Source organism: Nocardia sp. NBC_01327 (assembly GCF_035958815.1).
Lineage (GTDB): Bacteria > Actinomycetota > Actinomycetes > Mycobacteriales > Mycobacteriaceae > Nocardia.
Genome location: NZ_CP108383.1, coordinates 4,320,283 through 4,335,044, shown reverse-complemented (window position 1 = coordinate 4,335,044; position 14,762 = coordinate 4,320,283). Strand labels below are relative to the sequence as shown.

General features: G+C 67.1%; 11 protein-coding genes and 1 pseudogene. 2 read left to right on the top strand and 10 right to left on the bottom strand.

Going from position 1 to position 14,762, the window contains the following annotated elements:
- The first annotated feature begins 137 nt into the window (after positions 1 to 137).
- Positions 138 to 1,319 carry a cation:proton antiporter gene (locus OG326_RS19735; RefSeq protein ID WP_327146117.1) on the top strand — a complete coding sequence of 394 codons (1,182 nt, stop codon included), beginning with the start codon at positions 138 to 140 and terminating at the stop codon, positions 1,317 to 1,319.
- A gap of 4 nt (positions 1,320 to 1,323) precedes the next feature.
- Here OG326_RS19735 and OG326_RS19730 read toward each other — a convergent pair.
- From OG326_RS19730 to OG326_RS19715, 4 genes and pseudogenes are all read right to left on the bottom strand, one after another.
- Positions 1,324 to 2,049: pseudogene (locus tag OG326_RS19730) on the bottom strand (M23 family metallopeptidase); the annotation flags it as partial.
- A 289-nt stretch (positions 2,050 to 2,338) separates the two neighbouring features.
- Positions 2,339 to 3,778, bottom strand: coding sequence for an aldehyde dehydrogenase family protein (locus OG326_RS19725; RefSeq protein WP_327146116.1), 1,440 nt, complete (start codon positions 3,776 to 3,778; stop codon positions 2,339 to 2,341).
- A 13-nt stretch (positions 3,779 to 3,791) separates the two neighbouring features.
- On the bottom strand, positions 3,792 to 5,780 hold the full coding sequence (locus OG326_RS19720; RefSeq protein WP_327146115.1) for an FAD-dependent oxidoreductase: 1,989 nt from the start codon (positions 5,778 to 5,780) through the stop codon (positions 3,792 to 3,794).
- Positions 5,781 to 5,801: 21 nt separating this feature from the next.
- On the bottom strand, positions 5,802 to 7,319 hold the full coding sequence (locus tag OG326_RS19715) for a carboxylesterase/lipase family protein (protein ID WP_327146114.1): 1,518 nt from the start codon (positions 7,317 to 7,319) through the stop codon (positions 5,802 to 5,804).
- 246 nt (positions 7,320 to 7,565) lie between these two features.
- Here OG326_RS19715 and OG326_RS19710 point away from each other — a divergent pair, with 246 nt between their 5' ends.
- Positions 7,566 to 8,888 (top strand): GDSL-type esterase/lipase family protein, encoded by a 1,323-nt coding sequence (locus OG326_RS19710; protein WP_327146113.1) that lies wholly within the window; start codon positions 7,566 to 7,568, stop codon positions 8,886 to 8,888.
- Positions 8,889 to 8,913: 25 nt separating this feature from the next.
- Here OG326_RS19710 and OG326_RS19705 read toward each other — a convergent pair whose 3' ends face one another.
- The 6 genes from OG326_RS19705 to OG326_RS19680 all read right to left on the bottom strand — a co-directional run bounded on the left by OG326_RS19705 (position 8,914) and on the right by OG326_RS19680 (position 14,673).
- On the bottom strand, positions 8,914 to 9,504 hold the full coding sequence (locus OG326_RS19705; protein ID WP_327146112.1) for a dihydrofolate reductase family protein: 591 nt from the start codon (positions 9,502 to 9,504) through the stop codon (positions 8,914 to 8,916).
- 16 nt (positions 9,505 to 9,520) lie between these two features.
- The gene (locus OG326_RS19700; RefSeq protein WP_327146111.1) at positions 9,521 to 10,009 is read right to left on the bottom strand and encodes a GyrI-like domain-containing protein; all 489 of its coding nucleotides are present in this window, start codon (positions 10,007 to 10,009) and stop codon (positions 9,521 to 9,523) included.
- Positions 10,010 to 10,069: 60 nt separating this feature from the next.
- On the bottom strand, positions 10,070 to 10,486 hold the full coding sequence (locus OG326_RS19695) for a VOC family protein (protein WP_327146110.1): 417 nt from the start codon (positions 10,484 to 10,486) through the stop codon (positions 10,070 to 10,072).
- 37 nt (positions 10,487 to 10,523) lie between these two features.
- Entirely contained in the window at positions 10,524 to 12,260 is a 1,737-nt protein-coding gene (locus OG326_RS19690; RefSeq protein ID WP_327146109.1) for an alpha/beta fold hydrolase, read from the bottom strand.
- A 76-nt stretch (positions 12,261 to 12,336) separates the two neighbouring features.
- Positions 12,337 to 12,891, bottom strand: coding sequence for a TetR/AcrR family transcriptional regulator (locus tag OG326_RS19685; RefSeq protein WP_327146108.1), 555 nt, complete (start codon positions 12,889 to 12,891; stop codon positions 12,337 to 12,339).
- A 189-nt stretch (positions 12,892 to 13,080) separates the two neighbouring features.
- Complete coding sequence (locus tag OG326_RS19680; RefSeq protein WP_327146107.1) at positions 13,081 to 14,673, bottom strand: TROVE domain-containing protein; 1,593 nt, start codon at positions 14,671 to 14,673, stop codon at positions 13,081 to 13,083.
- Positions 14,674 to 14,762: the final 89 nt, after the last annotated feature.

The following is a 14,762-nucleotide window of genomic DNA, read 5'->3' as shown; positions in this document are numbered from 1 at the left end:
GTCAATCTGACCGATTTGTCCGATTAAGGTAGGGGCGTGAACATTGCAGCAACACACATATCCGGTTTCCGCATACGCGACTACGGCACCACCGACGGGCGCACCGCCGCGCCCATCCTGACGGACGGGTGAGTCCGGTGGTCGCACACGAAACCGCGCTGTCGCTCATCCAGCTCGGGGCGGTGCTGTTCGGGCTGGGATTGCTCGGACGGCTCGCCGCACGGATCGGAATGTCGCCGATCCCGCTGTATCTGATCGGCGGGCTGGTATTCGGCACCGGCGGTTTGATCAGGCTCGAACATGTGGATCAGTTCATCGAACTGGCCAGTGAGATCGGCGTGGTGCTGCTGCTCCTACTACTGGGGCTGGAATACAGCGCAACCGAATTGGTCACCGGTCTGCGCACCTCATGGCTTGCCGGCGTGGTCGATCTGGTGCTCAATGCCGCACCGGGCGTGACGGTGGCGCTGCTGCTGGGCTGGGGTCTGACCGGTGCGGTCGCCATGGCCGGTGTCACCTATATCTCTTCCTCCGGCATTGTCGCCAAGGTGCTCAACGATCTGGGCCGCCTCGGCAATCGGGAGACGCCGACGATCCTGTCGATTCTGGTATTCGAGGATCTGGTCATGGCCGGATATCTCCCGGTGCTCACCGCGGTGCTGGCCGGGGCGGGCTTCGCGGCCGGGATGACCACCGTCGGCATCGCGCTGGTGACGGTGACGGTCGTACTGGTGGTCGCCCTGCGCTTCGGCAAGTACGTCTCCCGGATCGTCGACAGCGACGATCGTGAGATCTTCCTGCTCAAACTGCTCGGCGCGGCCCTGCTGATCGCCGGATTGGCCTCATCGCTGCAGGTCTCGGCCGCGGTGGGCGCCTTCCTGCTGGGTATCGCCATCTCCGGCTCCACCGCGCACAATGCCGCCAAACTGTTGGAACCGCTGCGGGATCTGTTCGCGGCGCTGTTCTTCGTACTGTTCGGCCTCAGCACCGATCCGGCCAGTATTCCGCCCGTGCTCGGATGGGCGCTCCTGCTCGCCCTGGTGACCGCCGCGACCAAGATCGCCACCGGGTGGTGGGCGGCAGAGCGCGCCGGGGCTTCGCGCTACGGTCGCGCCCGGGCCGGATCAGCACTGGTCGCGCGGGGCGAATTCTCCATTGTCATCGCGGGTCTCGCGGTCACCGCCGGTGCGGTTCCGCCGGAGTTCGCCGCACTCGCTACGACCTATGTGCTGATCATGGCGGTACTGGGTCCCATTGCCGCGCGCGTGATCGAACCGGTACTGCGCGGTGTGGATCGGCTGCGCGTGCGCACCGCCTGACGGGTCAGTCGATTTCCGGCCCGAGCGAGATGCCGCGGCTGGCGAGCCAGGGCAGCGGGTCGATCTTGTCGGCGCCATTGAGCCACACCTCGAAATGGCAGTGCGGACCGGTGGAGAAGCCGCGATTGCCGACCGTGGCGATCTGGTCGCCGGCCAGGACCCGCTGGCCCACAGACACTGTCGCGGTGTCCACGTGACCGTAAACGGTGATGGTGCCGTCGTCGTGCTGCAGCCGGACCCACATGCCGAAGCCGTCGGCCGGACCGGCGCTGATCACGGTGCCGTCCATGATGGCGTAGATGGGCGTGCCGATCGGGGCGGCCACGTCCACGCCCAAATGCTCGGCGCCCCAGCGGGTTCCGAAGCCGGAGGTGAAGGTGCCCGAGGCGAACTTCACGAAGAGCGGGCGCAGTTTCGATTCCGCGCGGGCCGTGATATCGGCCGCGAACTGCTGTCCGTTCTCCAGAATGTCCTGATACTGCGCGGGATCCTCCGGCTGGGCGGCGTCCAGGATCTCGGGAAAGTGCGCATCCGTTCCGGTGAGAGCCGCGGGCTGCAGTGCGGCGATCTCCTGCGTCGCGGGCTCGGCAGTAGTGGTGGTCTTGTGCCCGCCCACGTCTTGCAGACCGGCCTGCCCGGCGGCGACGGCCGCACCCGCGGCCACCGCGGCGATGACCGCACGCCCCTTCAAGATGGTGATAGCCGGGGGTTTCCGGTGTGCACCCGATCGTCCACCAGCAGTCCAGGAAGTATTGCCGTGCAACAGAACCGAGCCTCCTACGCGATCTCTCCGGCGCGCGGTCCCGTCCCGATTCGTCCCGGTCCGAAACCGCCGGCCGCATGTGCCCTCTGCGGCGGCGAGACGATATCACCCGAAACTGTGAACGACTCCCAGGAAAGTACCGTCCGGTTCCGGCCCCGAAGGGGGCAATTCGGCTCCGGCGCAGGTGAACACCGTAGCATCGCGAGGCTCGGCGGGCGGATTGTCCGAAAGTGGACTCCGCCCGCCCGGGTCATCGCTAGCGGAACATGGCCTTCGTCTCGAGGAACTCCAGCACGCCGTACGGACCGAGTTCGCGACCGTTTCCGGACTGCTTGTAGCCGCCGAACGGAGCGACCGGACTGAAGGCGCCGCCATTGATTTCGACCTGTCCGGTACGTAGCCGGCGAGCGACGCGCTGGGCGCGTTCCGGGTCGGCGGACCAGACTCCGCCGGACAGGCCGTAATGCGTGCCATTGGCAATGGCGACGGCATGGTCCTCACTGTCATAGGGCAGGATCGCCAGCACCGGACCGAAGATCTCCTCCTGGGCGATCGTCATGGACGGGTCGACGTCGGAGAAGACGGTGGGGCGCACGAACCAGCCGCGCTCCAGGCTCTCGACCGGATCGGTGCCGCCGGTCACCAGGGTGGCCCCCTCCTCGATGCCGCGCCGGATGTATCCGAGTACCCGATTGCGGTGGGCGGCGGTGACCATCGGCCCCACGGCGGTGGCCGGATCGAAGGGATCACCCACGACGGCGGCTTCCACGGCGGCCTTGGCTATGGCCTCCACCTCCGCCAACCGGCTGCGCGGCACCAGCATTCGGGTCAGCGCCGTACAGGTCTGGCCGGAATTGAGGAAGCACTTGCCGACGCCGTCCACCACCGCGGTCATCAGGTCGGCATCATCGAGGATGATATTGGCCGATTTACCGCCCAGCTCCAGCGCGACCTTCTTGATCGTCCGCGCGGCCAGTTCCGAGACCCGCGCACCCGCCGTGGCCGAGCCGGTCAGCGAGATCATGTCCACGCCGGGGTGGGCGGCCAATGCTTCGCCGACCACCGGCCCGGTGCCGGGAACCAGGTTGAAGACACCGGCGGGCAGACCGAGCGCATCGATGATCTCGGCGAACAGGAAGGACGAGAGCGGCGCCACCTCACTGGGTTTCACCACGATCGAGCACCCTGCGGCCAGTGCGGGGGCGACCTTGGCGGCGATCTGGTGCAGCGGATAGTTCCACGGGGTGATCGCGCCGACCACACCCACCGGCTCCCGGACGATCAGGGCATTGCCGAGTTCCTCCTCCCAGGGCAGCTCGCTCACGAAGCGGGCCGCCGCCGAGAAGGTCATGGCGGGCAATCCGGCCTGCAGCAGCCGGGAAACGGCGACCGGGGTGCCGACCTCCTGTGAAATCAGCGCCGCCAGTTCATCTCCGCGCGCTTCGAGTCCGGCGGCGATGGCGGCCAGCACCTCGGCACGGGTGGAAACCGCACTGCGCGACCAGGATTCGAATCCGGCCTGTGCGGCCCGCACCGCATTGTCCACATCGGCGGCGGTGCCGAGCCGGACCGTCGCGAGGGTCTGCTCGGTGGCGGGGTTGATGACATCGTGGGTGTCGGTGCCGGACAGGGTGATCCATTCGCCGCCGATGTAGGCCCGGTCATACAGCCGGACGGCGGGTTCGGTGGTGGTCATATCGTCCTCGTCTCTACTTCGCCGTGATGCCGGTGCGGAGGGTCGCACCCGCATCGGCCGCGATCGCTTCGGCGGTGCGGTGCGCCAGCGCCATGATCGAGAGCATGGGATTGGTGCCCGACGCGGTGGGGAACGCGCTGCCGTCGCCGATCCAGACGCCGGGGGTGTCGTGCAGCTCGCCGGTGGGTCCGGCGACGCTGGTCTGCGGGTCCGTGCCCATGCGGCAGCTGCCCATCTGATGTGCGGAGAACATGCGATAGCCACCGGCGCGGAACGGGATTCGGCGGATCGCGGCAATGTAGGGGGCGAGGTCGTCCCCCCAGCGCCAGGTCGGCAATCCCTCGGCGAAGGCCACGATCTGCACCGCACCTGCGGCCTCGTGCATAACGGCCAGCGCCTCCACGCCGCGCCGCAGATTGGCCAGGTCGAGCTCATCGGTAATGGCATAGGACACCACCGAATTTCCGGTGGCATCGATGCTCACCTGTCCGTGCCCGCGATCGCGCAGCACCGCCAGGCTGGTGACCGCATTGCGGTATCGGCTCAGGAACTGCTTGTGCGCGGCGCCGGACGCCCAGGGCACCGCCGAGGCGCCCAGGCCGGTCGTGTACTGCGCGGTTTCGATGAGGAAGCCGTAACCGTCTCCGGTGTCGGCGAATTCATCGATCAGACCGGTGTGCGGGGCGCCCCACCACGCCTGCTGATCCTCCGCGTAGATGCCCGCGACCGCGGCGACCGGGTGCAGGCGCAGGTACTTGCCGACGGCGGGCCCACCGATGCCGGAGCGCAGGAGCAATGCGGGTGATTCGAGCGCGCCGCCCGCGATGACCACCCGGGGCGCGCGGACGGTGAAGGTCGCGGCGTCGCCGGTCACCGGATCGGCGTAGGTCGCCGAAACACCTGCGGCCCGGCCGTTTTCGACCAGGACCCGATCGGCGCGGCTGCGCACGATGATCTGCGCGCCCGCGTCGGCGGCATCACGCAGGTAGGTCTTCATGGTGCCCTGTTTGGATCCGGACTGGTCGCCGAAACCCAGGTAGCCCGCGCTGGCCGGATCGTAGGTCGCCGGATCGGTATTGCGGGCGATGGTGGCGAACGACCAGCCGAGGTGCTCCGCCGCTTCCTGGAACCGCTTGGTCGGGCCGTTGAAGTCGGAGCATTGCTCGTTGACCGAAATGCGTTGCGCCACTGCGTCCAGGTGTCGGTCGAACTCGGGGCCGTCGACATCCTTGAGCCCGTATTCGCGCGCCCACTGCTCGCGCACCCAGGGCCGGGTGCGCAGGCAATTGGTCCAGTTGACGGTGGTGCCGCCGCCCAGGGTCGCACCGGCCTGCAGCGAGATATTGAAATCGGCGGTCGGCGTCGGGCCGCCACGCCAGTAGAGGTTCTGGAAGCCCCACAGTTCGAGCTGGTTGAAGTCGGATTCGTCGAAATAGCCGCCTGCTTCCAGGACCACGACGCGCAGTCCGGCCTGGGCCAGCTGTCCGGCGATCACGCCACCGCCCGCACCGGAGCCGACGATCACGATATCGGTCTCGATGGTCGAATCCGGTTGCGGCACTGTGATGTGCAGGGCCTTGGTGTCCTGCTGCGGTGCGCCGATCGGGCCGGGAAAGCCGAATCTGCGCCACATGGGGTTCTGGCCGGTGGCCGGGTCCGGCAGGCCGTAGGTGAGGAACAGGGTGAGCGAGATCAGTACGCCGACTCCGGCTCCGGTCAGCGGACCCAGCAGTGCTGTGCGCCTGAGCAATTCCTCGCGGGACAGCGGCGAGGCCGTGACGATGCCCTGTGCGCCGAGGGCATCGATGAGCCCGAGCAGACCCTCGCGCTGGTCCTCGGGCATGCCCGCCAGATAGGCGATAATGCCTTGATCCGCGCCGAGTTCGGTGGCGGTGCGCGCCCAGAAGCCGTCCTGGTCATCGGGTCGCCGCAGTGCCGGGACGATGGTGTCGCAGATCGCGCGCAGCGCCTGTGACCGCTCGTCGGTCATCCATTCGGTCATGTCTTCCTCGACTTTCCGGGTCTATCGTTCCGCGCCGGGCACAGCGGTATCGGCCGCTGCGAAGGGCTCGGTGCTCCACGCGCCGCCGGCCGGGCCGGTGACGAGCTGTGATCGGGGATCGCCGAACCGCATGACGGCACGATGATCGGCGCTGTACTGCTCCCAGCCGGGCTCGCCGGTGGTGGCGAAAGCGACCCAGGCCGAATGGATTTCGTCGGCAAGGCGCTGCGGCGCGTGCGGACCGGCGAGCGGAACCGCATTCGCGAGCGTGTCGAAGACGAACGGGACTTCGAGGCCGTGGCAGGCGCCGAGGTCGCCATCGGTGCGCTGCCAGCCGAATTCGTAGACGAAGGCCGGGGTTCCGGTGGCGGCGTGTGCGGAGGCCAGTTCCGCGGTCGGACGGCGGAACATGCCATCGGTGATGACGGCCGCGAGTATGTCGCCGGGGGTATCGTCCGGGCGCGCGGCCGCGAACTCCTCGGCGATCGAGGCCGCGATACCGAAGCGCGCCAGCAGGAACGGCAGCATGTCGGTGGTGGCCGCATCCGCCAGGCCCGTGGGAACGGTGAAGAGGCGGAATTCCTCGGCGGTGACGCCGATGATCAGCGGGATGCCGCGGGCGGATCCGGCGGTGATGGCATCGATCGGCAGCGCCGACAGCAGTTCACCGTCGAGCGTGGGCATGAGGTTCATGACGCCGCCGCCTGCCGCGACCACCGAGGCTCCCCATCGTGCCGGGTCCGGGTTCAGGGAGTATTCGGCATGGACGGACTGCTGGGCGGCGAGTAGATCGGCAGGCGTCACGTGCGCGAATTCCGCTGCGGTCGGCGCTATTTCGAGCTTCTCGGCCAACTTCGCGCTCATCAGCCGGGCATCGTCCGCGGTCACCGCCACGCTGCCGTTGCCGCTCTGCATGATCGCCCTGCCGAACAGGCCGCGCGAGGCCGGGGCGCTGAGCAGCGCCGCCACGCTCATCGCACCCGCCGATTCGCCGAAGACCGTGACATTGGCCGGATCGCCGCCGAAGGCCGCGATATTGTCCTGCACCCAGGCCAGGGCGAAGAGCTGGTCGAGTAGCCCGCGGTTGGCGGGGCTGCCGTCGAGAACCGCGAAGCCGGAGATGCCGAGCCGGTAGTTCACCGATACCAGCACCACGCCGTCGCGGGCGAAGGCAGCGCCGTCATAGGCCGGGACAGCATTGGAACCGTGTTCGAACGCGCCGCCGTGAATCCAGACCAGGACCGGCAGGCCCGCGCCGCCGGGGTCCGGGGTCCACACATTCACGTTGAGGTACTCCGCACCGGGCACGGTGTAGGTCCCCAGGATCTCCTCGATACCGGGCGGGTAGGAGGGCTGAATGCAGGTGGGGCCCAGCGTATTCGCCGCGCGAATACCGTCCCAGGGCGCCACCGGCTGCGGTGCGAGATATCGCGCGAGCCCGATCGGCGCCGCCGCATACGGGACACCGAGAAACGCGCTCACACCGTTTGTCGTTCGTCCCTGGATCTTGCCGCCGCTTACTTCGACGATCGGTTCCATTCCGCTCCTCCATCGCTACGCCCACGCCGCAGGCATCGGTGTGAGTCCATTGAAATTCGCCGCGCACCGGATCGCGGCGATACCGCGAAATGAACTTGAAATCGGATTCGGATGACCGTGCGATCCCGCGGATTACTCGCCGCTCCGCTTCTTTGCGGATCGGTCCTGTGCGGAGTCGCACACGGCTAATGTGGGCACCCGTCCAGCTGGTTTGGGACGGCTGTGCATAGCAGGGGAGGACATGTGATGGCCAACGATCCGACAGCCATTCGGGGGCGAGCGGTGCTGCTGACCGCGCTGGCGGTCTTCGCAGCCGTGGGTGTCGGACCGGCCGGGGCGGATGGTCCGGGCGGCGCCGAGTGTTCGGCCGCGCACTGGGTGGGTTCCTGGGCGGCCAGCCCGTCCGATGCGCTCGGTGCGTTCGATCCGGCACTGCAGCCCATACTTTCGGTGGGCGAGCAGTCGTATCGGATCGTGGTCACGCCGCATCGCGGTGGCGACCGGGTGCGGATTCGGCTGACCAATCGGTTCCGGTCAATGCCGCTCACGGTCGGCCATGCCACGATCGCGGACCGCGCTGCGGGACCCGGCGTAGATCCGGCCTCGATGCGGCCGATCACCTTCGCCGGGCAGGCGGGCGTCACGCTGGCGCCGGGTGCGGAGATACTGAGCGACCCCGTCGAATTCGCCGCAACGGCGTGGGAACCCATAGCGGTGAGCGTGTATCTGCCGGGGGCTGCGCCGTTTCTGACCGAACATTTCAACGGCAATGCCACCAGCTACTACACCGTGCCCGGAGCGGGTGACACCACCGGTGATTCCGCCGGGACGGCATTCAGCCTGAGCACCACCGCGGTTCCACTCGTCTCGACCCTGGATGTCTCGGCTTCGGGCGATGCTTCCGCCGTTGTCGCACTGGGTGATTCGATTACCGACGGATACGTCTCCGCCGATTACATCGGCATACCGCAGAATCCGACGCTCCCCGATACCAACGCCCGCTATCCGGACTTCCTCCAACACCGCCTCGACGCGGCGGGAATTCCGCTGGCCGTGCTCAATGCGGGCATCTCCGGCAATGCGCTGGCCGACGACGGCATGCTCCCCGTATTCGGCCCGAGCGCTGTTTCCCGCGCGGCAGCGGATGTGCTCGATCAATCGGCGGTCTCCGATGTCATCCTGCTGGAGGGGATCAATGATCTCGACTCCCCCATCGGCGCCGACTACGACCGGCTCATCGGCGCCTACACCGACATCATCACGCGCTTGAAGGCCGCCGGTCTGCGGGTCCATCTGGGCACCCTGATGCCGGCGGGCGGATCTCTCCTCGGCAGCACCATCGCGCCGCGGCAGAACCCGATTCGATTGCGCATCAACGACTGGATCCGCACCCAGCACCTCTCCGACACGGTCATCGACTTCGCCGCCGCCGTCCAGGACCCCGCCGATACCGATGCTCTGGATCCCCGCTACGCCGGGCCCGACAAACTCCATCCCAACCTGACCGGCTATCAGGCCATGGCCGACGCTATCGATATCTCGACCCTGGGCGGGAAAACCTGCGGGTGAGAGTCGGCGTCAACTCGGAGCACGCCTATCCGCCCGCCGGCCGTTGTGATGCCGGCGCCCAACCCGCCTGGCGCGCAACGGAAGTCCCGTCCGCGGGTGCGAGTCGGTAGGTGATCTCCACCGATCCGCCCGGCAGGGCGCGGGTGCTCTCGAACTCCAAACCGGTGTCAGGGCTCATCGCATCGGTCAATCGCATGCCGCCGCCGACTACAAACGGCAGCACCACCAATTGCAGCTGATCCAGAACGCCGAGGGCGCGGAAGGTCTCGATGGTGCGGGGACCGCCGATCAGATGCACATCGCCCCCGCGGTTGGCAGCGCGCAGGGCTTTCAGCAACCGCACGGGATCCTCGTCGACCGTCACGTTCTCGGGGGTGCCCTCCGGGCGGTGTGACCCGAGCACGAACACCTGCAGATCGGGCCATGGCCAGCGGTCATTGCTGAGCGCGGGCTCGAACGTGGTGCGCCCCATCAACGCCGCCTCACACGTCTGGAGAAACTCCGCGGTGCCGTGACTCCCCGGACCATGCACGGGATCGACCACCTGCGGCGGCCAGCCGTTCGGCGTGGTGATGTACCCGTCGGCGCTCATACCCAGGCGAGCCAGAATCCGCATATCCGTTGTCCTCTCGTCAGTCGCTCAGGAGCCAGTTGAGCTCGGTGCGCAGGCCCGAAGGATCCATGTCCGGCGTCGGCTGGGTGTGGTAGACCTCCCAGCGAACCGGACCGGCCACACTGCCCTGCTCGCCGATCCAGGCCTGCAGGCGATCCCATGCGTCGCTCAACCCGTCGAAGTTGCCGGCATGGATAACGCGGGCAACCCGGCCCGCGGGCAGACTCCCGGCGATGACGCCGCGCTCCGGCCGCACCGCCCTGTCGACAGCGAACCCGACCTCGAGGTCGATCGATTCGCCGGAGACCCCCCGATACAGCCCGAACGCCGGTCCGCCGATCGCCGCCCCCTGTGCGGCGACCACCTCCGGCAGTACACGGAACGAGGTATCGAAGAAGTCCCGCAGTCCGAACAGCGGAACCGTGCCACGAACAACGGCCGTCGTCACCTCGGCAACATCGACCAGCCCGGGACCCGCCACCGACGCATCGGCACTCTGCTCAGCCACAACTCTCCTCCATGCCGTAGGAAACCCATCCACAACGCAGACGCCACAGCCACCTGAAACTCATCGCTCTTCTTCGCCCGGTTCTTCCCTCGGTCCGAGAAGATCCCACCGATTGCCGGCGATATCGAGAAACACGGCAAGCTGCCCGTACGGCTCATTGCGGGGTTCGGTCACAAATTCCACACCGGCGCTTGTCATTCGGCGGTGCGCATCGCCGAAATCCTCGACCCGCAGAAAGAACCCCACCCGCCCAGCGACCTGATCGCCGACCACGGCACGCTGCGCCTCCCCATCAGCCCGCGCCAGCAGGATTCCAGTCACCGCGCCGGGTGGCCTCACGACCACCCACCGCTTGGGCCTACCGTCGTTGGTCGATGACGGAGAATCCTCAACCAGGTCGAACCCCAGAACCCGCACAAAGAATTCGATAGCCGGGTCGTACTCCGCGACCACGATCGTGATCAGCTCCAGACGCACCCACTGAGCGTAGGCCGGGACTCGATGCGATGACCGGTCACCCGACGGTTGTCGCTGCACCCTCCGAGGGAGCCGTACGACTTCCACCGCCGATGAGTAAGCCCGCGACGATCTCGGGATGAGTCAATTGGGGGTAATGGCCGGTGCCTTCGATAATTGTCACCGGGTAGGTAGTGGGTGTGGTCACCGGATCGTCGGAACCGGCGATGATCTCGAAAGGCACACGCAGTTGGGCCAATTCAGCGGCGAGCGCGGTGCGGTTTTTCGGGGCGCTCGCGGCGGCGAGGGCGGCGACTGTGCGGCGGGCAACGCCGGGGCGGCGCAGGTTGGCGGCGGCGCTCTCGATGGCCGGGCTGTTCGGAACACCCAGTTGCTCAGCCAGTTTCGCTACCGGGAGGCGCTTCATCACCTCCGCGATGATTCGGGAGCGAGTCAGCCATGATGCGCGCGACTGCAGGAAAGCCGGTGAGATGAGGACCAGCCGTGAGATGCGATCGGGGTGGCGGAGGGCGTAGCGCACGGCGGGTTCGGTGCCGAGCGAGTGGGCGACCAATACCGGACGGGTGCGCACTGTCGCCAGGAGTTCGTCGAGCCAGTCGACCATCGAATCGGGACGCGCCGCTGAGCGTCCGACGCCGGGCAGATCGGCGGCCAGCACGGGGGCGTCCAGCCGGCTCACGACGTCGTTCCAGCCGTCGCTGTCGATGGGAAGACCGTGCAGCAGCACGTATTTCGGTGTGCTGGTGTCACCCGAGACCCACGTGCCATTGCTGAAACCGGCGGCGGACTCCGGGGCGGCACCGTAGCGAGTCGCGACAATCCCGTCCGTCCAGCCGCGCAGCAGTTCGCCGACCGGTGGATGGGCGATTCCGAGCCTGCGGGCCACGTCATCCGCGGCCGTGGTGTCGTATCGGTCGCTGGCGATGAACATCAGCGTCTCGGGATCGGCCTTGGTCAGTGCACGCGGCAGTGCCCGCAGCAGCGAGACCGGGACGCTGAAACGTGGTGCGGGAACGTGGAGATGGTCGGCGATGAGCCGAATCAGGTCCGGGAGATCCGGAGTGGCGGGGTCGAGGAGGGTGTAGGCCCTGCCGACGGTGTCGGGCAGCGTGGGCAGTCCCACGAGGAATCGGGCGACATAGTCGACGTCGACCACCGGGATGAACGTATCGCTCCGGCCGGGCAGCGCGGGCAGCTTGCCGTTCCACAGATTATCGACGACCTCGGCCAGGCCGAAGTACTGCCCCGGCCCCAGCACCGAGGAAGGGTTGGCGATGGTCAGTGGAATGCGCTGTGCCGCAGCGAGTTCACGGAGCGCGGCGTCGGCCTCGAGTTTCGAGGCGCCGTACGCGCCATTGCGATAATCGCGTTCGAGACCGCCCTCCACGGTGGCGCGGTAGGCGGTGATGTGCACAACGCGCCGCAGCTCCGGTTGCCTACTCGCCCAGGTGAGTACGTTCAGCGCGCCGGTGACATTGACCCGGCGGGCCGCATCGGGCTCCAGGCCGAATTTCATGAGCGCCGCGGCGTTGTAGACGTCGCGGACGCCCCCGATCGTGCTGCGCAGGGCCAGATCCGATTCCGCGATATCGGTGTCGACGATGGTGAGTTCGCCCTGATCGACGCCCTGGCCGGTGAGCCAGGTGCGCAGGCGTTCCTGACTGCCGGCCCGGACAGCCGCTGTGACGGTATGACCGTCCCGCAGCAGTTCGGCGACCAGGGAGCGTCCGATGAATCCGGCGGCGCCGAAGACGATCGAGTCGGTGTCTACCATGATTGTCAGCTTTCAGTAGATCGATCTATATATTTTTGAGACATAACGCCAGGTCACGGAACCCAGCGGGTGCGGCTCAGACGAGGATGTCGACGATCTCGGCCAGCTGTCGCAGCGGTGTGCGGTCGCGGTGAGTGCGGGCGAGAATCAATCCGCCTTCGATCATCGCGAGAACCGCGGTGGTCAGGCGTTCCGGTTCGGGGTGACCGTAGGCGGTCAGCCGGTCCCGAAGCACGTCTTCCCACTGCCGGTAGACAGCCGAACAGGCTTGCTGCACAGTGTCATTAGAGGAGGCCACATCGAGCGCAACGGCCGCGACGGGGCATCCACTGGTCCAGTCGGATTGCTCCAGCCGGTCACCGAGCAATGTGAGCAACTGCCGCACGAACTCTCGGGCATCCGGCGCTTCGACAAGGGCGATCAGCTCCGCAATATCAGTGCCGCTGCGCCCGATTGCCTCGCCGACCAACTGATCCTTACCACCGGGAAAATGGAAGTACAGCGAACCCCGCGGCGCCCCACTGGTTTCGATGATCTGATTGAGCCCGGTCCCGAAGTACCCGCGAGCCTCGACCAGCGTCCGAGTCGCATCCAACAGCTTGACCCTGGTCTCGGCTCCCTTATTGCTCACCAGACAAACAATAGACCGACCTACATATTTCAGCAACCCTCGCACCGCACGCCGCCATCCGCTGCTCTCAGATCCCTCTCTCGCGCAAGCGAAACGACGCCGACCAGGAAACGATGGTGGCGCCATCTCGGCGTTTCCCACCCTCAGTTCCTGGTCAGCGTCATTTCACTGCATCGCCACACGCGACCGTCAGAGCCCACGCGCAAAGTCCGCCAGCAGCGTAGGCACTGCCGAATCGAACCCGGCAACGTCGAGCATGCCGGCATCCGAGGGATCGGCAATGGAGAAGTTCGTCGCCGTCATCCCGACCACAACCAACTTCGCCTCCGGGTTGATCTCACGCCGATACTGCCGCAGCGCCTGATGCGGATGCACCCGCCCCGCCCAGGTCTCGTTATCGGTGATGACTTCGAAGACATCCACGTGCAGCTTGTTCTCCAGTGCGTACTGCATCGGCAGGGCGCAGTCGGTGCCACCGAACGGCAGATTGCTCACCGCTCGGATCGCGTCGTCCAGGCGCTGGCGCGGGCTGATCGACAGGGGGGTCAGTGCGGCGTTCCGGTAGTCGCCGTTCGACGTGAATCCGACGATGTCGTAGGAGGATTCGGTCGATGCGGTGACCAGCGCGAGCGCAGCACTCGCCTCACGCGCGGACAATGGCAGCCCCGACACGGCAGCTGTCATCGATCCGGACACGTCCAGTGCGAGCAGGTGGTGCTTGCCGGTCGGCTGGACCGACTCGAATGCCTGATAGAACGCGGCATCGAGTGCGTCCACGATCGGACGGGAAGGCTCCCAGGAGCTTTCGCCGCGCACGGATCGGCCGGATGCGTAGGTACGCAGCGCGACAAGGACATTCACCGGGTGCACGCGGGACTTCCGCAGACGATCGCGGTCGGCCAGCTGCTCGGCGACGGCCTTGGTGCGCGCCCCCAGCGGGGACAGCAGACCCAGACGCGTCAGACGCGGCAGCTGACGCATCAGCGCGGTCTGCGGAATACCGTTGTCCAGCAGCGCTTCCCATACGGATGCCTCGCTGAGTGCGGCGTCGGGCAGCATTTCCCACGACAGCCGGTACTCGCGCACGAGATCCGGGATGCGTGCGACCGGCGCGTCCTGGGCACGCTTGAACCCCTCGATCAGGCGCAGCCCCTCGAGCGATGCCTCCCGGTGGCAGATCCAATCGAACAGGCGGCGACGCTCGTCCTGATCGGTGTCCGGGTGCGACAGACGCAGCAGATCGCGGTGCGTCCAGCCTTCACGCTGCTGGTACTTCACGGCCTGATACGCAAGGTCGTCGACGGACTTGTCCACGTACCAGTGCGCGACGGCACGCCGTAGCGCGCGTCCCCAGCCACGGAACTGCTCGACATAGCGGGCGAACAGGAACAGGTGGGTACCGGTACGCGCGACCAGCGGCAGTGCGTCGAGCGCGAGGCGGCGGCCGTCGACATCGCCGAGAGACGCGGCAGCGGCCAGGGCAAACAGCGCCGGATTCTGCTTCGGTGCCCGGCCCGCGGTCGAGATCGCGACGATTTCGGCGACCAGGTCCGCGGTGCGAGTGCGCGCGAAATCCAGTACGACAGTGGCGTTTTCCTTGGTCAGGTCCCGCGCGCTCACGTAGTACGTTCCGCCCTCGCTGCCGAGGGTCAAGAATCGGCGCAGCCGTACCTCCGGCGTCACCTCGAAGGTGAAACCACCGGCATTATTGGCAACCTGGCGCCGATCGGCGGGCTGCGACTGCGGGGTTGCCCGCAGGTTCACGCCTGCGTAAGCGTCCATGTTCACCTCATTTGTTCAGCCCTGCGAAGGGCATGGGGAAAGACGGGCGTGTGAATGCCGACCGGGGTTTGGCGGGCGCCTATGCCACT